The organism is Martinezella rhizogenes (assembly GCF_027460065.1).
Lineage (GTDB): Bacteria > Pseudomonadota > Alphaproteobacteria > Rhizobiales > Rhizobiaceae > Agrobacterium > Agrobacterium rhizogenes_C.
Genome location: NZ_JAPYZZ010000007.1, coordinates 344496 through 366108, shown reverse-complemented (window position 1 = coordinate 366108; position 21613 = coordinate 344496). Strand labels below are relative to the sequence as shown.

Genomic DNA, 21613 nt, shown 5'->3' with positions numbered 1-21613 from the left:
TGCGCGGGCTACTACCTGAGCGGCGCGGGCAAATCCGCAGAAACGCCAAGCGGAAGGAAGTGCTTCAGGTTTTCGGTTGTTACGGTCAGATTATAGACTTGAGCGGTGGCGGCAATGATCAAGTCAGCAAGGCCGGGATGGCGGCCTTTGCTGTTTGCCACATCCTCCATCGCGCCCGCTACACGGGCAACCGCGACATCCATTGGCAATATTCTATCCCCGAAGTTTTCGGTCAGAGAACTCAACCAGCCATTCAGACGTTTGGCGCGATCGATGGCGCCCTTGCGAACAAGATATCCTATTCCCTTTTGGATTTCGGCAACGGTCATAGTTGACAGATAAAGTGTATCGGCCTCGCCCTGCACATGGAACCATGTGCGGGTCGCTTCGGATGGGATGGGCTTGTCGGGAGCAAAACGGGATATGATATTGGTATCGAGCAGGAAGCCGTTACTCAAAATCGATTTCCCTCATGGTCGACGGATCGCGCGACAAATCCACGCCGCCCGGATAGGTTAGCAGGAAATCACCGAAATTGGCGGGCGGTGTCTTCAGCGCCTTTTTTGCTGCTTCTGCCGCCTCAACGGAAACGAGCACCGCTGCCGGTTTGCCGTGACGTGTGATCGTCACAAACTCGCCCTTCGCTGCTTCATCGATCAGTGTGGCAAAACCGGCTTTTGCTTCGGCAACACTCATGCTCGACATGTCTGCCTCCAAAAATGACCATATATGGACATAATAGTAGAGCGCAGAGTTGCAGGCAACCTTCGCCGTTACCGTCTGCCTGACCTTACAGGCAGTTCGCCAACGTCACGAATTCCTCCACCGAGAGCGTTTCCGCCCGGCGCGTGGGATCGATACCCGCTTGTTCCAGCAGCGTTTCCCCGCCAAGGCTTTTCACGCTCTGGCGCAGCATCTTGCGGCGCTGGCCGAAGGCTGCTTCCGTGACCCTTTCAAGCTTCGCAACGTCGCAGGGCAATGGCTTGTCCTTCGGCAGCAGGTGCACGACCGTCGAGGTCACCTTCGGCGGCGGGCTGAAGGCCTGGGGCGGAACGTCGAAGGCCATTTCGGAAACGGTGCGCCAGCCGGCAAGAACGCCGAGGCGGCCGTAGTGATTGTCGCCTTCTTCGGCCACGATGCGCTGGCCCACTTCCTTCTGGAACATCAGCGTCATGGAGAGCCAGAAGGGCGGCCATGCCTTCGGCAGCAGCCAGTTGACCAGCAATTGCGTGCCGACATTATAGGGCAGGTTGGCGATGATGCGCACAGGCTCGCCGGCGGGAACCAGCGCTTCGAAATCCGTCTTCAGGGCGTCGCCCTCTATGATCTCGAGCCGTCCGGGATAATGCGCTTCGATTTCCGCAAGAACGGGCAGGCAGCGGCTGTCGCGCTCGACGGCGATGACCTTTTTCGCGCCGAGCGACAGAATGGCGCGGGTGAGGCCGCCGGGACCGGGGCCGACCTCGATCACCGTCACCCCATCGAGCGGCCCGGCGGTGCGGGCGATCTTCTGGGTCAGGTTGAGGTCGAACAGGAAATTCTGCCCGAGCGATTTCTTCGCATCGAGCCCATGGCGCTGGATGACATCGCGCAGCGGCGGCAGTCCATCGATGGCGGCCATTACGTGCCAACCCGGCTGCGGATGGAAATCTCCGCCGCCATCGTCAGCGCCGCCACCAGGCTCGTCTCATTGGCAATGCCCTGGCCGGCAATGCCGAAGGCAGTGCCATGGTCGGGTGACGTGCGGATGAAGGGCAATCCGAGCGTGACGTTGACCGAATCGTCAAAGCCGAGCGCCTTGGCCGGAATGAGTGCTTGATCGTGATACATGCACACCGCGACGTCATAACGCTTGCGGGCGGCATCGTGGAACATGGTGTCGGCGGGCAGGGGACCGAAGGCGTCGATGCCGTCCTTGCGCAACCGCATGGTCGCGGGATGAACCACATCGCGATCCTCCGTGCCCAGCGCACCATCTTCACCCGCATGCGGGTTAAGGCCGGCGACGGCCAGACGCGGCGCCACTATGCCGAATTTTTCCCGCAGATCGGTATCGATGATCCGGCATGTCGTGACGATCAGCTCTTCCGTAAGCGCAGCCGGCACATCCTTTATCGGAATATGGATGGTTACCGGCACGACCCGAACCTTGGGACCGGCAATCATCATCACCGGCGTCACCTGCTTGCCCGTCTGGCGCAGGGCGAGATCGGCCAGGAATTCCGTATGGCCGGGAAAGCCGAAACCGGCCTCGTAAAGCACGGATTTTGCGATCGGATTGGTGACGACAGCCGCAGCTTTGCCTTCGACCGTCAGAGAGACGGCCATCTCGATGGCCTTGATCGTGGCGTGGGCCGCGCCGACATGCGGCTGACCCGCCTGCACGTCAAAACCGACAGGAAGGGGAAGAATGGGGAAAGCCCGCTCGAACAGGCTGACAGCGTCTTCCGGATCGCAGGTCTCGATGTTGACGGGCACGCCAATCAGCGCCGCACGGCTTGCCACCACATCGGGGTCACCGATGAAGATGAATGGCGGCACACCGTTCTCCCGGCGCTTTGCCCAGGCGATAATAGCGATATCGGGGCCGATACCGGCTGGGTCTCCCTGGGTCAGGGCAAGCGGCAGGGATGCATGTGTCACGGAAGGGCCCGGCTCTTTGATCAATATCAGGTGTTGACGATCTGCGCCTTCTTGCGCAGCTCATCCATGTATTTCTTTTCGTTCGGGTTTTCGCCGTCCTTGGCCTTCATCAGGTCTTCGGATTTGAAGACCATTTCCGCGGCGTAATCATCGGAAACCTGACGCTGCTTGCAGATGGCCAGATATTCGACGCCCTTCTCGGTCACACGCGTGCCCGTGGTGCCGCCTTCCTTGGTCTTCTCCACCAGCGCCTTCCAGTCTTCGGGCAGCTCCGGCGCGAGAATGCGTCCGAGGTCCTTGATCGCCACGTCACGCATGGTTGCGGCGAAGCTCATGGCCTGGTCGCAGCCGGGGTAGCGCTTGCGCGAGGCTTCTGCCTCGGCCTTGCGCTTGCCGGTAATGGCGTTGCGCTTTGCCTCCGGGATGACGAAGATAACCTGCTGCAGGAAATATTCCGTGGTCACGGGCTTTTCGCCGCGTTCCTTCAGACGGGTGACGAGATCCTGGTTCGACATCTTGCCGCGGGCGCCATAACGGGCGTTGACGAGGCGCGGCCAGCTCATCTGAACGGCGATGAAGGCCTTGAAATGGTCGGCGCCGACGCCCGCCTGTGCGAGCACTTTCGTCAGCTGCTCGGGCTTCATTTTATTATTACCGGCAAATCTCGCGAAGGCCGCATCGACGTCCTGGGTACTGACCGACATCTTCACGCGGCCGATCTCTTCGCGCTTCAGCGCCTCGTCGACCAGCTGCTCGCGGGCTTTTTCGTTGAGATTGCCGGACTGGCGCTGCAGCTTGAGGAAGGCAACACGTCTTGCGATATCGTCATTGGTAATGGGGGTCTTGTTGACGACGATCTTGACGGTGCTGTCGGCGAAGGCCTGGCCGGCATAGGGCACTATGGCCATGGGAACGGCGAAAATCGCAAAGGCAAAAGCAGCGCCACGCAAAGCCGACTTTCCGAAATTCATCATCTGTTTCTCCCTTTTGTCGGAGAGGATCCTTGCCCTCTTCCGCCATTCTGTTCCGTCCGAAGCGGGAATCTCAGCATCCCGTCATGTCAGACCTGCACCTGTGCACCCGCACCGCAAATTCGCCACGTATATATCACTGCGATCCGCAAAACGGCAATGTGTCGGTTTGTTGAAAGAAAAACCTTCAAGGTTTCATGCCCGGTCGACATTGGCGTGTTGTTGCGGCGAAACCGTGACTTTACTGGCCAAACGAAAAAAGGCAGGTCACGATGCTGCGTGACCTGCCTTCAAACTCAGTAATTGTTTGGCTTCCAGCCGATATCCATGTCGTTCCAGTCCTCATTGGCCGAACCGACGCTGACGTCGCCGAGCGTGCGGAAGGCGAGGCGCGCATTGATCGACCAGTCATTGGCGGCCTGGCGGCTGGAATTGATATTGCCTTCGTCGGAATAGCTGACCGTCAAGATCGTGCACTCGTCCTGATAGGCAATGCCGATACGACGCTCCGCGGCAAATTTTCCGTTCAGATCGTAGTTGATCGAGCCGAACAGCGACCAGTTGTCGTCCATGCGCAGCGAGCCGGAAGCCTGGATGATATCGCGGTTTTCGTTATATCCGTATTCCGGCTGTGCCTTGACCTGCGTATAGCTGAGCTTGCCGTTGATGCGGCGATCCGAATAGCTGATGCCCGTTTCCGACCGGTTGATTTCGAAATTGTCCTTGTCGAGACGCAGGCTCGAGGACAGCGAGAGACCGATCGGTGCATCGAAGGCAGCCATGGCGACATAATCCGAACGATCGGATTCGAGGCCGGAATTGGCGCCCACATTCAGGAGGTCGTAGGAGGCGAAGGAATTGTCGCCTGCCAGATGGAAGGATTGACCGGCAATCGCCCGAATACCGTAACCATTGTCGAACGTGCCATTATAACGGAAGCCGAGATTGGCACGCGTGCCGCCTTCGATGCGGTCGAAGCCGGAGAACTTGTCACGCTCGAACAGGTTGGTGGCGTCGAATACGAAGGCCTGCGCATCCTCGTTCGGAAAACGTCCCGAATATTGCTCGTTCGGCCGCACGAAAATCTGCGCGATCGGCTCGATCACATGGCTGCTGTTGAGCGCCGTGAACAGCCAGGGATAACGCACTTCAAGGCCACCGGTGACCATGCCACGCAGAGCTGCATCGTCATGGATCATGCCTTCATAGGCATAAGACGTCCCGCCGGAGGTGAAGCTCGCCGCAGTCATGTCGGTCCACAACGCGTCGCCGCGCGCCGCGAGGATCGGCGTGATCTGCAGGCCGCTATCCATCGTGATGGTGCGCTTCCATTCCGCTTCGGTGGTCCAGCGGGTATACGACCCTTCCAGACCATTGAAGCGCGGGAAACCGCCCATCGCGTAGGAATCCTGCGTCGAACGGCTGATGCTCGTGAAGTTCGTGGTCAGCGAGAGTTCGCCGCCATAGATCGGATCCGGCAGGAAATAACGATAGTCCACAACCGGATGAACGATCGCCTGCTTGCGTTCCTTGAGCTCGGAATTGTCCGTGTCCTGAACGTTGAAGTAATAACCGCGGGCATCGAAGCTGTTACGTTCGCCAGTGCCCGCCAGATAAATCTGGTTGGTCTGGACGTCGTTCTTGTAGCCCTTCAGGTTGTAGGTACGCGAGAAATTGTTGTCGGACTGCACCATGGCGTCCCAGCCGAAGGCCCAGCGCGGGTTGATGCTGAAATCACCCTTGGTTGCCACCATGCCGCGCTGATCGTTCAACGCATCACTTGTTCCGGCGATGAAGGTGTCAGACGACTGCTGGCTGATGCCGGCAATCGTCAGCGTGTGCATGCCCGTCTCAAAACGCTGGCGCAACTCAGCCTGCAGAAGCAAGCCCTGTTTCGTGTAGTAGGTCGGTGTGACCGTCAAATCCGATGTATCGGACAGGACCTGGAAATAGGGAACGCCGAGGCCAAAACCAAGCTTGTTGGTCATGCTCATCTGTGGGAAGAGGAAACCGGATTTCCGCTTCACTGTATTGTCCGGAACCGTCATGAACGGCACATAGGCAATCGAATGGCCGAAAAGCTGTAGGCGGGCCTTTTCCAGACGGATCGTATGGGTCTGTCCGTCCTGAATGACACGTTCCGCCTTGACCTGCCACAGAGGCGCCTTTTCCGGCCGCTCGGCACAGGGCAGACACGCGGTGTAGACGCCGTTGTTGAGCACCATCCGGTCGCCTTCGAGACGTTCGGCGCTCTCGCCCGCGATACGGGTATTGTCCGTCGTCTCGACGCGCAACGCATTGACGAAGCCCTGACCGAAATCGTCGGTGACGTCCATCTCGTCGGCATAGATCTTGTTGCCGCCCGGCTCGATCAGCTCGATGTTGCCATGGGCAATCACGCGACCGGTCTGCTGGTTGTATTCCACTTGCTGGGCCACCATGCGGTAGCCCGAATAGTTCATACGAACCACACCCTTCGCGATGACGCGCTGGGAATCGCGGTTATAGGTCAGTTCATTTGCTGTAAGCAGGAGTTTCGAATCGTCTTGGCTTGCCGACGCAAGCAGTCCATCCTGGCCGAAAGCGACCGGGCTGGATGCCAAATACGCGCACACAGCGGCACCTGTCAGAAGGGCCGTCCAAAGCCGCCTGATATTCCCGCGGTCATATACCGCCACTAGCCGTCCTCCTGATGAAGCAGAATGGTTGCCCCCAAAGCCAACGCCACGATAACTGGAACCCAGACCGCAACGGTGGGAGGGACAACGCCACCACTCCCGAATGCCCTTACGAGCACGGTTACTACATAAAGCACGAAGCCGGAAACGATTCCACCCAGAATCACGGAGCGCGATTGGGCGAAGCGGCTGAACTTTAATGAAACGGTCGCGGCGATCAAGGTCATCGCGACCAGAAGCAGGGGCGTCGATAGCAGGAAATGATACTGCGTCTCAAGCGCCTTCGAAGATAGTCCAAAGGACTTTGCAACTTCGATCTTGTGAGAAAGGTCAAAGAAAGCAACGGTTTCCGTCTGCGTCATGCGCTCCTGGACGAATTCCCGTCTCAGATTGGTACTGATCCGCATGCTCTCTTGCCGAACTGGCACATGTCCGGCGCGCGTTTCCGAAACGCCGTTAAGAAGCCAGTAACCATCTTCCAACTTAGCCGACTTCGCATCCTTCCGCGAGACGATGTTTCCGTCCTTGTCGAGGTCGATGAGAACCACGTCGAGAAGCATCGTTCCGTTGTCTTCGAAGCTCTTGGCGCCGATGATCGTATCCTTGCCGCCGCTTGACTGGCGCATCCACGGAATGATCTCCTGCTGGCGGCCACCGCCTGCTTCGTTGCGCAGGCCGGCCTCCATCGCCAGTGATTTGTTCTGGCCCCATGCGGCGATGGGGTTGAGGACCATGACGGACAGGATGCCGATGAAAACCGCACCGAGCACGAAGGGAAGGATGAATTGCCAGGCGGAAATGCCGGCCGCACGCGTCACCACCAGTTCGTAACGCCGGTTGAGTGAGATCAGCGTCGTCATGCCGACGAAAAGCGCAATGAAGGGAACGGTCTGCTGCAGGATCAACGGCAGGCGAAGCGCGGTCAGGCCAAGCGCAGCCGGAACGGAATAGCCGGGCAGTCCGGACATGCGTCGTGCCGTCTCGCTGAAATCGGCGAGATAGATGATCGACGATACGCCGAGCAGGAACCAGACGGCGGTGATCAGATACCGCTTCAGGAAATAACGGGCGAGCGTGTTGAAAATCATGTGTTACCGCTCCCCGGGTTTTTCACCATCCGGCTGGAGAACAGACGACGCAGGCGACCCGTCGCATCCGCGATCACCTTCGGCATTTTCGGCTTGCGGCCGGTCATCAGCACGAAGGCAGCAGCAGCACCGCTGAGACCCGGCACGGCATAGACCAGTGGAATGAAGGCAGAACTCTGCTTGATCTGGTTGGTGACGTAAAAACCGAGCCAGCGCAGCATGAAGGCCGTCACCAGGGCAGCGACCATCGGATGCAGGCGTGCTTCGCGGTGTGACCGGGAATCGGCGGCGATGGCGAGCGAAATCAGCGCGAAGGAGAAGGCGAACATCCAGTCCGACAGGCGCTTGTGCAACTCGCTGCGGAAGGTTTCCGGCGAGCGCTTGTAGCTCGCATTGTTCTCGTCCGGCGAGAGAAGGAAGCCGAGGCTCGCATCACCTGGCGAAAGCGACGGCTCCGAATCCTGCTTTTCCGACATGGTCGAAAGGTCGAAGGCATAGGACAGGAACTTGACGATCGATACCTTGCCGTCGGGCGTCTTCTGCTGCACTTCGCCGTCGCGCATGGTCAACGAGGTGCCGCTTTCATCGATCATGCCCTCCTTGGCATAATAGATGAGGTCGAAATTCGGATCGCGGCGGTCGGCCACGAACAGGCCCTTGAGGATACGGCCCTGCCGCTGGGCGATCTGCACGTAAAGGCCGTCCTGAATGGTGCGAAAGGTCTTTTCCTCGATGACCGAAGACAGCAGGTCGGCATATGCGGCAGCCACCATCTGCCGGGCGGAGTTGCGGGCGGGCGGCTCGATGAAGTTGGTAATGGTGAAGGAAAACAGGCTGAGAATGGCGGCGAGAATGAGAACCGGGCGATACATCACCGAACGCGGCGCTCCGGCCGCATCGATGATGGCAAGCTCGGAATCATTGTTCATCGTCGTGAAGATCTGGGTGATGCCGATGACAAGCGCGAAAGGCAGCACGACGGGGATAAGCGTCGGCAGGATCAACGTCGCAAGCGCCATGAAGGAACCCATCGACTGACCCGTATCGGTCACGAGATTGATTCTCTGGAGAACCTGGATGGTCCAGATGATGGCCAGCACCGGCAACAGCGCGACCAGAAACATCTGCGTTGTCCGCCGCAGGATATAGTTCTCGAGAAGCTTCATACGGCCCTGTTCGATATTGTTTTTTCGTGCGATCGCTCGCCGAATTTCCGCCTATCTAATCGCATCGTTGGCAATTGGCTATTCCGGCATGCTCACAAATATGTTTTGCGCGATGATTTTTCCACCGCCTGTGTCTTTTTGTGGAACAAGCTGTCGGTTTCATGACGTGATTTCATCTTCCACAAAAATGCCTTTCCTTTAACGACTGTAGGCCTTTAAAGAATGCGGGTTGCGCCCCGGGCCGAAAAGGCCATGATCATGCGCATCGTGCAAGTCGTAGAAGAAGAGCAGGAAAACATGTCCGCTAAATTCGATATTTCTTTCGCCAATTCCGCCTCGCTGGAAAATGCCCTGGCCATCGTGCTGCAGGCCTCGGGCGAAGCGCTGGCCGTCGCCGGTGCTTCCGAGGCTGACCCGGGCGGTGTGATCGAAAGGGCGGCGAAGATTTCCGGCTTTTCCGCAAAGTCGATGGCGACGCTCGACGTCATCGCGCCGCAGGGTTCCGCCGCCGACCGTCTGCTCGTCATCGGGCTCGGCAAGCCGTCGAAGCTGGTCGCCCATGACTGGCTGCGCGCCGGCGGCACCGCGACTGCCCATTTCAAGAAGGCGGACAAGGTCGTCATCTATCTCGATGCCGCGGGTGTCGAGGTGAGCGCGCAGGCGGCCGCGGATTTTGCGCTTGGCCTCTTGCTGCGCGCCTATAGTTTCGATGCCTATAAGACCAAGAAGAAATCCGACGATGAAAAGACGCCGAAGAAGGTCGATGTCACCATCGTAACCGCCGTGCACAAGGATGCGGAAAAGGCCTTTGCCGTGTCGGAAGCCGTTGCGGGCGGCGTGGTTCTGGCGCGTGATCTCGTCAACCTGCCGCCGAATGTGCTTGGTCCCGTAGAATTCGCCGAGAAGGCGGAGGAATTGCGCAAGCTCGGCGTCGATGTCGAAATTCTCGGCGAAAAAGAGCTGAAGAAGCTCGGCATGAATGCGCTTCTCGGCGTCGCGCAGGGCTCGGCCCGCCCGCCGCGGCTGGCGGTCATGCAGTGGAACGGTGGTTCCAAGAAGGACGAGCCCATCGCCTTCGTCGGCAAGGGCGTCGTTTTCGACACCGGCGGCATTTCGCTGAAGCCCGGTCTCAACATGGAAGACATGAAGGGTGATATGGGCGGTGCTGCTGCCGTGACCGGCCTGATGCATGTGCTTGCGGCCCGCAAGGCCAAGGCAAACGTGATCGGCGTCATCGGCCTTGTGGAAAACATGCCTGACGGCAATGCCCAGCGTCCCGGCGATATCGTGACCTCCATGTCCGGCCAGACCATCGAGATCATCAATACCGATGCCGAAGGCCGGCTGGTTCTGGCCGATGCGCTCTGGTACACCAAGGATCGCTTCAATCCGAAATTCATGATCAACCTCGCCACGCTGACCGGTGCGATCACGGTTGCGCTCGGCAACCTTCAGGCCGGTCTTTTCTCCAACGACGACGAGCTGGCCGCGCGGCTTGCTCAGGCGGGAGAGGCGACGGCCGAGAAGCTGTGGCGCATGCCGCTTGGCAAGGATTACGACAAGATCATCGATTCCAAATTCGCCGATATGAAGAACAGCTCCGGCCGGCTGGCGGGTTCCGTCACCGCTGCGCAGTTCCTCAAGCGTTTCGTGGGCGAAACACCGTGGGCGCATCTTGATATTGCCGGTACTGCCATGGGCTCGCCGCTCACCGAGATCAACCAGTCCTGGGGATCGGGCTACGGCGTACGTCTGCTGAACGAACTCGTTCGTGCCCACTACGAAGATTGAAGCGAGCGGAGCGGCGCGTCTGCGAATGACTGAAATTCTGTTCTACCATCTGACGGAATCGAAGCTGGAGGATGCGCTGCCGCCTTTGCTCGAGAAATCGCTGGAACGCGGCTGGAAGGTCGCGATCCAGACGGTGGACGACGAGCGTCGTGATTTCCTCGACACGCATCTGTGGACCTTTCGTGACGATAGTTTTCTGCCGCACGCCACCGATGCGTCATCAGCGCCGCAGAACCAGCCGATTCTTCTGACGGCATCGGTCGAGAACGGCAATGCGGCGAACGTGCGCTTTCTGGTCGATGGCGCCGAACCGCCGGCGGTGGAGACCTATGAGCGCGTCGTCTTCATGTTCGATGGATATGACGCCTACCAGCTGGAAATGGCGCGTAACCACTGGAAAACGCTGAAGGCGGAGGGGCATTCGCTGACCTATTGGCAGCAGTCTCCTGAAGGTCGCTGGCAGAAAAAGGTTTGACCGCACCGCAGTTTCGCCATGCCCATGATTTGTTCCATACGCAAACAGACCGGCAAAAATTCGCATGTGGCGTCAACAGGCGGTTTTTGCATGATGCGCCGCAAGGGCGGACTAAGCCGACTTTGAAGCCGTTGATTCGTGTGGCGGGATCGGGTCGACGCGGCTGCCGCGAAAGCAACAGCAGAAGGACATGAGCATGGGGCAGGCGATATCAAGACCGGAGGGAGAAACCGAACGTCTGGTCGCGGTAAGGTCGATCATGTCCTTCAAAAATGCCGAGATGCCGGAGCTGAAAGCGCTGTCGCAGTTGGCGCAGGGCGTTTTTGGTGTTCCGCGTGCTGCTGTCCACATCGTTGATGAGGACTGGCTTCATATTGCTGAACAGGCGGGGATGCAGCTGTCTGAATGCCCGCGGGACCTTTCGATCTGCAATCGCGTCGTCAGCAGGCTGGATGTGGTTGCCATTCCAGATTTGACAGAGCATCCGGATTTCCGCTTCATGTCCTACGTGAAGAGCGGACCCGAACTGCGCTCTTATGCCGGAGCGCCGATTGAGTTGGAGCCGGGTTTTGTGATTGGTGCTTTTTGTCTGGTTGACACGGTGCCACGGAAATTTTCCCGCCTCGAAGTCGACAATCTCAGAAGTTTTGCGCTGCTCGCGGCCGCGTTGCTGCGGCTTCAGAAAGCCAATTTCACCATGAGCCTTGCTGAGCGGGAATTGCGGGATGCGGCAATGACCGACCCGCTGACCGGATTTTATAACCGCAACGCCCTGGATGCGATTGTCGATGGTCAGCTAGGCGCGGCCCTGCGCGAAAAAGAGACTTTCGGCGTTCTTTATCTCGATATGGATGGCTTCAAATCCATCAACGATACTTTCGGCCATCCGGCGGGTGATCGTGTGCTGAACGCCGCAGCCGGTCGAATCCGCAATGCGATCCGCGGTGACGATATAGTGGTGCGCATGGGCGGCGACGAATTTGCCATTTTCATTCCCCGGCCAAGCAGCGCCGACGTGCTGAACGGCCTGGCGGATCGTCTGCTCGCCGCCTTCCGCAAACCTTTCGATGTCGATGGTCGGGCGGTCGATGCCCGTCTCAGCATCGGCGGTGCGCTCGCTCCTCAGGCGGGCACAGACCGCGCGGCACTGCTTCGCAGCGTCGATGAAGCGCTTTACCAGGCCAAGAAATCGGGGCGCGACCGCTTTGTCAGCCGCGCCCTCTGAGGCTTGTATGTCTGGAAGCGTCGAGGCTTCTCAATCGTAGAAGGAATTCACGAATTTGTGGCGGCCGAGCAGGAAGGCGTCGGCCACATGGGTCAACGGCGCGAGATCGACGTCGGAGCGGCCCGCCTTGATGATCTCGGCGAAGCGCTCGTAAAGGGCAGGATATTCCCGTTCCGGCTGGGACAGTTTTTCCTCGCCGTTGATCGAGAGCTTCGCGCCGCCTTCCGAAAGCACCATCTGTCCCGCTGCCGTTTCGGCAACGATATCCCAGCTCTGCTTGCCGGTCTGGCGCCAGTCGAATTCGGCATGGACAGGCGTTTTTTCAACGTCGGAAAAATGCAGGTCGGCGGCGATAGGGGCGTCGCGGTTTTCCGGGAATTCCAGCGTCGCCTTGGTTAGGAACAGTGCGCGCGGCAGGATATGGGTGATGATCGACAGCGCATTGATGCCGGGATCGAACACGCCGAGACCGCCCGCCTGCCAGATCCAGGCCTGGTTCGGGTGCCAGTGACGCACATCCTCTTTCCAGATGACATGCACGCTGTCGATTTTCGTCGAGGCCAGAAACGCCTTCGCCGCCTCGACCGCTGGCGCATAACGGGAATGCCAGCTGGCAAACAGCGAAAGACCCTTGGAGCCCGCGAGGCGAACGAGATCCTGCACCTCCGAAAGCGTCGCGCCCGGCGGTTTTTCAAGGAAAACATGCTTGCCGGCATTCAGCGCCGCGTAAGCCGCCTCGTAACGATATTGCGGCGGCATGCACAGCGAAACCGCATTGATTGCCGGCTCCGCCTCCAGCATGGCCTCGATGGTGCCATAGGAGGAAACACCGTCCACGGTGCCGTGGCGGCTCGCGGTGCAGATCAATTCGAAATCCGGATTGCCTGCGATGGCGGGGAGATGCTGGTCGCGAACGATTTTGCCGACGCCGACGATGGCAAGCTTGGTGGCTGACATGGAGAGGAATCCGTTTGAGTGCTTCATGGGATAAAGTGTGACTTTACAGGTTTTTAGCAGAAACAACCGAAGGGGCAAGGCGATCGTTTCCGCAGGAGGCGTCATTTTTCATATCGCAATGCCATGACGGAATCTTTGAATGTATATTCGAAAATTCAGATTAATTTGAGTTTCAAAAGTATTGTTTTCAATATCCATTTTATCATTGCCTATGTACTATCTTAAATGATAAGTTTAAAGATGAATTTCGGAAATATTGTTTTATAATTTTATTTTTATATTGATTTCTTTGAGCGGCGGTTGCGTGATGGGTTTATTTCAGGCGCGCTGTTGGAGTGGGCATGGGCCAACGGGGCGAATGGTGATAATTTTATACTTACCCTGCGCAAAAGCAGGATTTTTGATTGCCAGATGCTGAAGTTCCGGTGCCAGCGCCGATATTTTACGGTGAATTGCAAATGATGGAATTGATCGTCGCTCAAGCGGCCGCATCGGCCGCCGAATTGCCATTTCTGCTGCTGCAGGCCGCAGCCGTGGTTGGTATGGTGTCCATGCTGATGCTTCTGCAACGAAACATAGCTTTCGATGACGTCCGTTATAAAATCTACTATGGAGCTGTTTTCGGAGCGACCGGCTTTCTGCTGACGCTGCTGGTGTCCGAATTCATTCAGCTGCCCTCCAAGCCTTATATTCGTTCTGACCTGTTGTTTCTGGCGGGATTGGTCGGATCCTGGCAGGGCGGGTTGATAAGTCTTGCGCTGATTTCTGCCGGGCGTTTCCTGTTCGGCGGTCCGGCCCTCTTTGGCGCCGCCTTTCTGGATATGAGCGTCATTTCCGCTTTTGGCATCGCCATGTATGGCTGGATGCGCCGGCGCCGTCTGACCGAACTCGGCCTGAGAGAGGTTGCCGGGGTTTTCGCGATCAGGATTTTCGCGGCGCTGTTCGCGATTTGCCTCACCTATGGTCTCGGCATGGTCGGTCAGGAGGTGTTTTTGAGCAATGTCGGACGGCGCATTGTCGGCGCGAGTGTCGGCCTGCCGATGATTGCCTGTCTCTTCCTGGTGCTGCGCAGCGAAGCGCGGGTGAGGGAAGCGGTGAAAAAACGTGAGGTTGTGGCACGCACGGATTCTCTGACCGGCCTGCCCAACAGGCGTGCCCTTAAAGACCATATCGAAATGGTGGCTCGCCAGACATCGACTGTGCCGCACGCTCTCCTCCTCATCGAAATCGTCAATATCGCCGATGTCGTGGCTCATCAGGGCGATGACTGGGCCGATCTTTTCTGGCCGGCATTGGCGCGGGAAATCTGCGATGGCGATAACGGGCTACTGTCGAAATTTAATGCGCCGCATAGCTTTATGTTCGGCGATGCAACGCTTGCGGTTGTCATCGAGGGAGTTTCGCTGGAGAAATCGGAGAGTGTCGGCCTCGTCATGCATCTCCACGAGGGGTTGATCGCCTTTTTCAGGTCAGCGGAGGCAGGGCCGGTCCCGCATCTCAAAATCGGGGCGTCGAATCTGGAAATGGTCTCGCACCAGAACGTGGCCTCCTTCCTCAGGCATCTCAGTCTGGCGCTCAGGCGGAGTGAAAACCCCGTGCAGATTTTTCCCTTTTCTTTCGCCGAGAAAGCGGCGCGGGACGAGGGCGTGCGGCAGATGCTGGTGCGTTGGATCAAAAACGGAAAGCCGCCGATATTTTACCAGCCGAAATTTGAAATTCACAATCGCCGCATGATCGGCGCAGAAGCGCTCCTGCGGGCGATCGATATGCATGGGCAGGCGCTTTCGCCCTATTATGTGCTGGAAATCGCCGAACGCCACCGGCTGCTGGTGGAGTTTGAATGGTCAACCATCGAAGCGGTAGTCCGCGACCTTGCCGAACTGCGTGGCCTCGATGCGGATTTTCATCTGGCGGTGAATATTTCCGCCTCGTCTTTTGCGACCGCGCGTTTCGCAGATCGGGTGGTGGCTTTGCTGCAGGAGATGACGGTGCCTGCGCATCGCCTGTCGATCGAGGTGACGGAAATGAGCAGGATGCCGACCACCGATTCCGTGCAGCAGAATTTCGATACGCTGATTGCCGCCGGCGTCCGGCTGGCGCTGGACGATTTTGGCACCGGTTATGCCGCGCTCACCTTGCTGGCAAGATTTCCCTTCGAGGAAGTCAAGATCGATCAGTGGATGACATCTAGGCTCGATCAGGCACGGTTCAGGGACGCCGTCGTGCTCGCCTTCCAAAGCGCCGAGCGCTACGGCGCCAAGCTTGTAACGGAAGGCATAGAAACCGAAGAGCAGAGCCGGATTCTCATGCAGATGGGCATTCGTTTCGGTCAGGGTTATCTTTACTCGCCCGCCGTGCCGCTTGATCGGTTGCTGCCCCGCCGGGCATGCGCCTAGCGCATCGGGAGCCTCACCGGCCAATGGCAAGGGCATGAATTCGGCCGTGGCCGGGTTGAATGTTCTTCCGGTCTGTGCTGAGGAATGTCTCTTGACGAACCGATGTTGCGACCGCTTTTTCCGGTCACGCGAGTGAGCCGATGCCTGAAAACGACGATGTTTGAAAACGACGATGCATGGAATGACATGCCCGGAAAACCGGCTCAGCCCTTGCAGGCCGATCCGCGTCCGCAGGCAATATGGTCCTTGCCAGGGGTGATTCTGGTCTGGGCGCTGCTGATGGCGGCCGTCATTTCTGCACTGGCGGCTTACCAATATGTCAGCTTGCTCGGCGAGCTTGCGCGGCAGAGCGACGCCTTGCAGGCCGAGGTGTCCCGCCGGGCCGACCAGCATGACGCGCATGTCACCGCGCTTTCGGCGGTGGCGCAGGCAGAGCAGGGCGCGGATCACGGCCTGCTGCTCGACGTTGCCGCTCCCATTCTGCAGTTTTATCCGCGCATTGATGAGCTTCAGCTGGTGGCCCTCAATGAGGGAGGCCCCGTGGTGGGCACCCGGCCATTGGAAAACGAACTGGCGACAGTCATTCGCAAGGCGGCATCGGTGTTTTCCGGCCACCCGATCCTGGTGGCAAGCGCCCTCCGGCCCGGGCATTACTTGATCGTGAAGCGCAGTCCCAACAGCGAGACGGCGTCGAAGGTTCTGGTGCTCGCAATCGACGCGGCGCAGCTTGTGGCATCCAACGATCCTTTCTGGTCGATGAAACAGGCGGTGATCCGTCTGAAAATGCCGGATGGCACGATATTGTTCGGTCCACCGACACTGCCGGAAAAGCCGCAATATGTCCGGCAGTTGAGCAGCGCTACCCAGCCTCTGCTCCTCGAAACCGCTCTTTCGATCACCTGGCGGGATCTTCTGCCGGGCCGCGCCCTGTTGGCGGGAATGGCCGGCGCTACCGTGGTTTTCCTGCTCGGCATCGTGATGGCGAAACAGAGGACGCGTATGCGTGCCGCAGAAAGGCGGGCCGAACTGAGCGGCATGGAAGCGAGGCTTACCCATGCCTCGCGGGTCAATGCGCTGGGTGAGATGGCGAGCGGTCTGGCGCATGAGCTGACCCAGCCTTTGACGGCGATATTGGCGCAGGCGCAGGCCGGGCGACGGTTGCTTGCCCGCCAGGATACCGTTGCCCTTTCCGGCGCCCTGGATGACATGATCGATCAGGCGCGAAGTGCCGCCAACATGCTCGTCCGGTTTCGCAACTGGTCGCTGCCGCACCGTCAACCGGCCGCCGCGCATGATCTGCGCGCCGCTTTGCGCAATGTCGATGCGTTGCTTGCCGGTGAGGCGGCACGGCACGCGGCCAGCATCGATATCGCCATGCCGGAGACGCCGCTTTCGGTGCGGGCCGATCCGGTGGAAATGGAGCAGGTGATGTTCAATCTGCTGCGTAATGCTCTCGATGCGCTCACAGCCGTCGAAGGCAGGAAAGCCATCACCGCAACATTGAGCCGAAAAGGTGATTTCACCGTGTTCGAAGTGGCCGATAATGGCCCCGGCGTCGCACCGGATTTGCGCGACCGCCTGTTTACGCCTTTCGCAACCACAAAAAGGGACGGCATGGGTCTGGGGCTCGCCCTCAGCCAGCGACTGGTGGAGCGCGCCGGCGGTGAAATTCTCTACGTCGACAGTGAGAATGGCGCGCTTTTCCGCGTCATCCTTCCGGTCGCGGCGGAGGCGCGGAACCCATGACGCTGCCCGTCTATCTTGTCGATGACGATGACGCCGTGCGCAAGGCGCTGATCTTGCTCCTGTCCACAGTCGGCATAAAAGCGAAGGGCTTTGCCGATCCGGTGGTTTTTCTCGGCCAGTTGCCCGCTCTCGAGCCGGGCTGCCTCATCTTCGATATCCGCATGCCTGCCATCACCGGATTGAAGCTGCAGGAAAAGCTGGCGGAAGAGGGTGTCGACTGGCCGGTCATCGTCATTTCCGGCCATGGCAATATCGAAGCCTGCCGCCGTGCCTTTCACAATGGCGCAGTAGATTTTCTCTCCAAGCCCGTGGATGAGCAGGATCTCATCGATGCGATCCAGAAGGCGAACCGGATATTGGCCCGCACGCTCGACGCGAAAGCGCTGCATGCCGAGACTAGGGCGCTTTTGGCGCTGCTGACCGCGCGTGAGCGTGAAATCCTCGAACGTATCGCACTCGGTTTCACCTCCCGCCAGATCGCCGATGGGCTTGGCCTGTCGCCACGCACAGTGGACAGCCATCGCGCCGCCATCGGCCTCAAGCTCGGCACCACCTCGCAGGCAGAAATGACGCGGTTGTGGCTGGAAGCCGGCGCAGATCAGTAGAACTACCGAGCAGCCGGCAAATCTTACGGATTCGCAGGTCCGCGCCATCCGCCTAAGCTGGGGTCCTCATCAGCCAAGAGGACCTTTACATGATCCGCAACCTTCTCATCGTCTCCGTTCTGATCGCTCCTTCGGCCGCATTGGCGCAAACGCTGCCGACCGCGCCCTATCTGCCGCTCGACATGGCGGAAAAAGCGGCCAAGGCAGCGCTGCAGGCCTGCTCCGCCAAGGGCAATGCCGTCACCGTTGCCATCGTCACCCGCGATGGTGCCACCAAGACCGTGCTGAAGGCAGATGGTTCCGGCCCGCACACCGTCTCCAGCGCAACCGGCAAGGCTTTCGCGGCCGCATCGCTTGGGCGTGACATCGGCGAGATCGCGGAATTCATCGCTTCCAAGCCCGCCAATGATGGCCTTCGTAACATGGATGAGCGTATGGTCATTCAGGCTGGCGGCCTGCCGATCAAGATCGGCGATGCGCTGGTCGGCGGCATCGGTGTCGGCGGCGCACCCTCGGGTGCGATTGATGCCGAATGCGCCCGCGAAGGTCTCAACGCCATCGGCGCCAAGTAAGCATCATGGAACAGGGATCGGCGGCTTCCAGCCGCCGGCCCCTCCGGTTGTGCATCAGGATGCCATCGCGTCCTCGTATTCGCTCGAGAGCGCCAGCCATTGCTCCTCGGCGTCAGAAAGCTTAGCAGCGGCCTCGCCGCGCTCCTTCACTTTCAGCGCGGCCTTGGCGGGCGCTTTTTCGTATAAAACAGGGTCCGCCAGTTCCTTGTCGAGGGACTGAATCAGTTTCTCAAGCTTTGCCGTCAGGGATTCGATTTCGTTGATCTTTTTCTTGAGCGGTGCCAGCTGGGCGCGCTTTTCCGCATTGGCCTTGCGCTGGTCGGCTTTCGAGGTCTGGTCGGCGGCGGCCTCGGTCTTGTCTTCTTTCTTCTTGCCGGAGGAAACAACGAGATCGCGATATTCCTCCATGTCGCCTTCGAAGGTCTTGACCGTGCCGTCGGCCACCAGCCACAACCGGTCCACCGTCGCTTCGATCAGGTGGCGGTCGTGCGAGATGAGGATGACCGCGCCGCTATAATCGTTCAGCGCCTCGATCAGCGCCCGGCGACTGTCGATGTCGAGATGGTTGGTCGGTTCGTCGAGGATCAACAGGTTCGGCGCATGGAAGGCGGCAAGCCCCATCAGCAGCCGGGCTTTTTCGCCACCGGACAAGTCCTTCGCCGCCGTCGCCATTTTTTCTGTTGCAAGACCCATCTGCGCCACGCGAGCACGAACCTGCGCTTCAGGAGCGAGCGGCATCAGCTTGCGCACATGTTCGACGGGCGTTTCATCCGGCACGAGGTCATCGAGCTGATGCTGTGCGAAGAAGCCGATCTTGAGGCCCGAGGCGACGCGAAGATCGCCCGCCTGCGGCGCAAGCCGGCCGGAGATGAATTTCGCAAAGGTCGATTTGCCGTTGCCGTTGGAGCCGAGCAGCGCGATGCGGTCGTCATTGTCGATCCTGAGATTGAGCTGTTTCAGGATGGATTTGCCCGGCTCGTAACCGACCGCGCCGCCATTGATGGCGACGATGGGGGAGGCGGGCTGCTTTTCCGGCTCGGGAAATGTGATCGGCTGGACATGGTCCTCGATCACGGCGGCAACGGTGCCCATGCGCTCCAGCGCCTTGATGCGGCTCTGGGCCTGGCGCGCCTTGGTGGCCTTGGCGCGGAAACGGTCGATGAAGCTTTGCAGATGTTTGCGCGCGGCGTCGTTCTTGACCTTGGCCTTCATCTGCAATTCGTCGGCCTCGGCCTTCTGGCGCTCGAACTGGTCGTAACCGCCGCGATAGAAGGTCAGCTTCTTCTGATCCAGATGCACGATGGAATTGACGGCATTGTTGAGAAGATCGCGGTCATGGCTGATGACGATGACGGTATGCGGATAACGCCGGATATAGTCTTCCAGCCAGAGCGTGCCTTCGAGATCGAGATAGTTGGTCGGCTCGTCGAGCAGCAACAGGTCTGGTTCGGCAAACAGCACCGAGGCGAGCGCCACGCGCATGCGCCAGCCACCGGAGAAGGATGAGGCGGGGCGAAGCTGCGCCTCGTGATCGAAGCCGAGACCGGCGAGAATGCTGGAGGCGCGCGCTTCCGCCGAATGGGCGTCGATATCGACAAGCCGCATCTGGATTTCAGCGATCCGGTGCGGATCGGTTGCGGTTTCCGCTTCTGCCAGAAGCGCGCTGCGCTCCTTGTCGGCGGCAAGCACGATGGAAATCAGCGACTCTTCCGTGCCCGGTGCTTCCTGGGCCACCTGGCCGATGCGCGCTTGCTTCGGGATCGTCACCGAACCGCTTTCCGCCGAGAAGTCGCCGGTGATGACCCGGAACAGGGTGGATTTGCCAGCGCCGTTGCGGCCAACAAGGCCCACCTTCACACCGGCGGGAAGCGTCACGCTGGCATGGTCAAGAAGCAGACGCCCGGCGATGCGGGCGGAAAGATCGGTAATGGTAATCATGGCGCCGTTTTGGCCGAACTGTCTGGCCAAGGCAAGAGCCTCCGCGCCACACCGTGAGAGAATGCCGCTTCAGGAGCCGAGCTGCGCCAGATAGCTGTTGCGGCTGTGCTGCGCCACCTCCCGCGAGTAGCCGATAACGCAGTTGCGCGTGCCGCTGCGGGCCGAGAGCAAAGCGAGTTCGGCATGGCCGAAAAATTCCCCGGCTGTGGCTGTGCCGTCCACCTCCGCGACGCCGATCGAAACCGTCAGATGCTCGCCATCGCCCCCACTGGTCGCGAAGCGCAGGGCCTCCACGCTTTGCCGCAGCCGCTCGGCAATGGCCTCGGCCGTATTCTGCGGCACGCCGGCAAACAGAAAGGCGAATTCATCGCCACCGATGCGAGCGACGAAATCGTCCTTCTTGACGGTCTTGCGAAACAGCGCGGCGAGCCGTCGCAGCGCCTTGTTACCGGCGGAAGAACCATATTTACCGTTGATTTCGCGGAAATGATCGATATCGAGCAACACCAGCGAGGTGGCGGACGCGGCCCGATCCTTCGCAAAAAGGGCGCCGAGCTTTTCCAGGAAGGCGGCCCGGTTGGGAAGCGCCGTCAAGCTGTCGCGCAGGGAGGCGGCCTGAAGTTCCACCCGGTTTCTTTCGGCTTCGCGGATTTTCACCAACCCCATGGCGATGAAATGCCGAAGGCTCGTCTGCTCCTCGTGAATGTCGCCCAGAAGCTCCAGGAAACGCTGCGTTGCCGGGGGCTCACCGTCCTCGTGCTGCTGCAGGCCGTCCATGAAAGTTTCGGTACGGTGAAGGCTTGCCTCCAGCCGTGCGGAAATCTGCGTCAATGTATCGAAGGCCTCGCTCGCCATCTGTTCGGCCTCGATCCGGGAAAAGCCGGGCAAGTTGTGCCGCTGGCCGATAAGATCGATCTCGTGCTGCTGCGGCGCGTTGCCGAGCGCGAGAATGTCGCGGCCCATGGCCGGATTGTGGCCCGACAATATTTCATAGATCAGTTCGTAATTGCGCGGCAATGGCGCAATGTTCATCTTGGCGATGAATTGGGTGATTTTGGTAACGACAAGAGAACTTCTTGCCTGATCACGTTTTTTATCGCCCGCCGATGTCGTCACTGACAGCCCCAATACCCAGAGATTATTATGAATAGACCGGCGATAACCGATTTTTGAATGGGTTTATTCTTACAAGCAACGGTTTAAAATTGACTGAATCCGCGAAAATTTTTGGCACTGCGAAGCGAAAATTTCCATGTCAGATAGACGCGCGGACTGCGCGCGTTTTCTGATCGATCACATGACAAATCCTGATTTGATTTCATGGCTCGGCCGTTCTTATATCGTTTCATCGATATTGCAGAA

The 21613-nt window shown here is 59.1% G+C and carries 18 protein-coding genes; 7 read left to right on the top strand and 11 right to left on the bottom strand.

Features of this window, described 5'->3' with window-relative positions:
• Positions 1–11: 11 nt before the first annotated feature.
• From O8B93_RS14105 to O8B93_RS14070, 8 genes are all read right to left on the bottom strand, one after another.
• The gene (locus O8B93_RS14105; RefSeq protein ID WP_269710575.1) at positions 12–458 is read right to left on the bottom strand and encodes a type II toxin-antitoxin system VapC family toxin; all 447 of its coding nucleotides are present in this window, start codon (positions 456–458) and stop codon (positions 12–14) included.
• Positions 451–705, bottom strand: coding sequence for a type II toxin-antitoxin system Phd/YefM family antitoxin (locus tag O8B93_RS14100; RefSeq protein WP_269710574.1), 255 nt, complete (start codon positions 703–705; stop codon positions 451–453). Before O8B93_RS14100 ends, O8B93_RS14105 begins: the two co-directional genes overlap by 8 nt.
• Positions 706–790: 85 nt before the next feature.
• Entirely contained in the window at positions 791–1621 is an 831-nt protein-coding gene (gene rsmA, locus O8B93_RS14095) for a 16S rRNA (adenine(1518)-N(6)/adenine(1519)-N(6))-dimethyltransferase RsmA (RefSeq protein ID WP_269710573.1), read from the bottom strand.
• Positions 1621–2643 carry a 4-hydroxythreonine-4-phosphate dehydrogenase PdxA gene (gene pdxA / locus O8B93_RS14090; RefSeq protein ID WP_269710572.1) on the bottom strand — a complete coding sequence of 341 codons (1023 nt, stop codon included), beginning with the start codon at positions 2641–2643 and terminating at the stop codon, positions 1621–1623. The genes rsmA and pdxA overlap by 1 nt, the downstream gene beginning before the upstream one ends.
• 26 nt (positions 2644–2669) lie before the next feature.
• Positions 2670–3617 (bottom strand): SurA N-terminal domain-containing protein, encoded by a 948-nt coding sequence (locus O8B93_RS14085; RefSeq protein ID WP_269710571.1) that lies wholly within the window; start codon positions 3615–3617, stop codon positions 2670–2672.
• A 293-nt stretch (positions 3618–3910) separates the two neighbouring features.
• Positions 3911–6292: an LPS-assembly protein LptD gene (locus O8B93_RS14080; RefSeq protein WP_269710570.1), complete on the bottom strand. Its 2382-nt coding sequence runs from the start codon at positions 6290–6292 to the stop codon at positions 3911–3913.
• Entirely contained in the window at positions 6292–7380 is a 1089-nt protein-coding gene (gene lptG, locus O8B93_RS14075; protein ID WP_269710569.1) for an LPS export ABC transporter permease LptG, read from the bottom strand. The genes O8B93_RS14080 and lptG overlap by 1 nt, the downstream gene beginning before the upstream one ends.
• Positions 7377–8546, bottom strand: coding sequence for an LptF/LptG family permease (locus O8B93_RS14070; protein ID WP_269710568.1), 1170 nt, complete (start codon positions 8544–8546; stop codon positions 7377–7379). Before O8B93_RS14070 ends, lptG begins: the two co-directional genes overlap by 4 nt.
• 297 nt (positions 8547–8843) lie before the next feature.
• Here O8B93_RS14070 and O8B93_RS14065 point away from each other — a divergent pair, with 297 nt between their 5' ends.
• The 3 genes from O8B93_RS14065 (at position 8844) to O8B93_RS14055 (ending at position 12037) form a co-directional block, all read left to right on the top strand.
• Positions 8844–10337, top strand: a complete 1494-nt coding sequence (locus O8B93_RS14065; protein WP_269710664.1) for a leucyl aminopeptidase — start codon at positions 8844–8846, stop codon at positions 10335–10337.
• 25 nt (positions 10338–10362) lie between these two features.
• Entirely contained in the window at positions 10363–10812 is a 450-nt protein-coding gene (locus O8B93_RS14060) for a DNA polymerase III subunit chi (protein WP_269710567.1), read from the top strand.
• 196 nt (positions 10813–11008) lie between these two features.
• Positions 11009–12037 carry a sensor domain-containing diguanylate cyclase gene (locus O8B93_RS14055; RefSeq protein WP_269710663.1) on the top strand — a complete coding sequence of 343 codons (1029 nt, stop codon included), beginning with the start codon at positions 11009–11011 and terminating at the stop codon, positions 12035–12037.
• A 30-nt stretch (positions 12038–12067) separates the two neighbouring features.
• Here the strand turns inward: O8B93_RS14055 and O8B93_RS14050 are convergent, their stop codons facing one another.
• Positions 12068–12994: a Gfo/Idh/MocA family protein gene (locus tag O8B93_RS14050; protein WP_269710566.1), complete on the bottom strand. Its 927-nt coding sequence runs from the start codon at positions 12992–12994 to the stop codon at positions 12068–12070.
• A gap of 458 nt (positions 12995–13452) precedes the next feature.
• On the opposite strand from O8B93_RS14050, the gene O8B93_RS14045 reads away from it, so the two are divergent.
• The 4 genes from O8B93_RS14045 to O8B93_RS14030 all read left to right on the top strand — a co-directional run bounded on the left by O8B93_RS14045 (position 13453) and on the right by O8B93_RS14030 (position 18313).
• On the top strand, positions 13453–15390 hold the full coding sequence (locus O8B93_RS14045) for an EAL domain-containing protein (RefSeq protein ID WP_269710565.1): 1938 nt from the start codon (positions 13453–13455) through the stop codon (positions 15388–15390).
• 84 nt (positions 15391–15474) lie between these two features.
• Entirely contained in the window at positions 15475–17136 is a 1662-nt protein-coding gene (locus O8B93_RS14040) for a sensor histidine kinase (protein WP_405049064.1), read from the top strand.
• Complete coding sequence (locus tag O8B93_RS14035) at positions 17133–17741, top strand: response regulator transcription factor (RefSeq protein ID WP_269710564.1); 609 nt, start codon at positions 17133–17135, stop codon at positions 17739–17741. Before O8B93_RS14040 ends, O8B93_RS14035 begins: the two co-directional genes overlap by 4 nt.
• Before the next feature lie 89 nt (positions 17742–17830).
• Positions 17831–18313, top strand: a complete 483-nt coding sequence (locus tag O8B93_RS14030) for a GlcG/HbpS family heme-binding protein (RefSeq protein WP_269710563.1) — start codon at positions 17831–17833, stop codon at positions 18311–18313.
• A gap of 54 nt (positions 18314–18367) precedes the next feature.
• Here O8B93_RS14030 and O8B93_RS14025 read toward each other — a convergent pair whose 3' ends face one another.
• Together O8B93_RS14025 and O8B93_RS14020 are read right to left on the bottom strand one after the other, a co-directional pair.
• Entirely contained in the window at positions 18368–20251 is a 1884-nt protein-coding gene (locus tag O8B93_RS14025; protein WP_269710661.1) for an ABC-F family ATP-binding cassette domain-containing protein, read from the bottom strand.
• 69 nt (positions 20252–20320) lie between these two features.
• Positions 20321–21367, bottom strand: coding sequence for a GGDEF domain-containing protein (locus O8B93_RS14020; protein ID WP_269710562.1), 1047 nt, complete (start codon positions 21365–21367; stop codon positions 20321–20323).
• Positions 21368–21613: the final 246 nt, after the last annotated feature.

Bases quoted from the DNA above. Each gene is read 5' to 3' on its own strand.
- O8B93_RS14100 (WP_269710574.1), bottom strand. From the start codon at position 705: ATGTCGAGCATGAGTGTTGCCGAAGCAAAAGCCGGTTTTGCCACACTG.
- rsmA (WP_269710573.1), bottom strand. From the start codon at position 1,621: ATGGCCGCCATCGATGGACTGCCGCCGCTGCGCGATGTCATCCAGCGC.
- O8B93_RS14085 (WP_269710571.1), bottom strand. From the start codon at position 3,617: ATGATGAATTTCGGAAAGTCGGCTTTGCGTGGCGCTGCTTTTGCCTTT.
- lptG (WP_269710569.1), bottom strand. From the start codon at position 7,380: ATGATTTTCAACACGCTCGCCCGTTATTTCCTGAAGCGGTATCTGATC.
- O8B93_RS14070 (WP_269710568.1), bottom strand. From the start codon at position 8,546: ATGAAGCTTCTCGAGAACTATATCCTGCGGCGGACAACGCAGATGTTT.
- O8B93_RS14065 (WP_269710664.1), top strand. From the start codon at position 8,844: ATGTCCGCTAAATTCGATATTTCTTTCGCCAATTCCGCCTCGCTGGAA.
- O8B93_RS14060 (WP_269710567.1), top strand. From the start codon at position 10,363: ATGACTGAAATTCTGTTCTACCATCTGACGGAATCGAAGCTGGAGGAT.
- O8B93_RS14055 (WP_269710663.1), top strand. From the start codon at position 11,009: ATGGGGCAGGCGATATCAAGACCGGAGGGAGAAACCGAACGTCTGGTC.
- O8B93_RS14050 (WP_269710566.1), bottom strand. From the start codon at position 12,994: ATGTCAGCCACCAAGCTTGCCATCGTCGGCGTCGGCAAAATCGTTCGC.
- O8B93_RS14045 (WP_269710565.1), top strand. From the start codon at position 13,453: ATGATGGAATTGATCGTCGCTCAAGCGGCCGCATCGGCCGCCGAATTG.
- O8B93_RS14040 (WP_405049064.1), top strand. From the start codon at position 15,475: ATGTCTCTTGACGAACCGATGTTGCGACCGCTTTTTCCGGTCACGCGA.
- O8B93_RS14035 (WP_269710564.1), top strand. From the start codon at position 17,133: ATGACGCTGCCCGTCTATCTTGTCGATGACGATGACGCCGTGCGCAAG.
- O8B93_RS14030 (WP_269710563.1), top strand. From the start codon at position 17,831: ATGATCCGCAACCTTCTCATCGTCTCCGTTCTGATCGCTCCTTCGGCC.
- O8B93_RS14025 (WP_269710661.1), bottom strand. From the start codon at position 20,251: ATGATTACCATTACCGATCTTTCCGCCCGCATCGCCGGGCGTCTGCTT.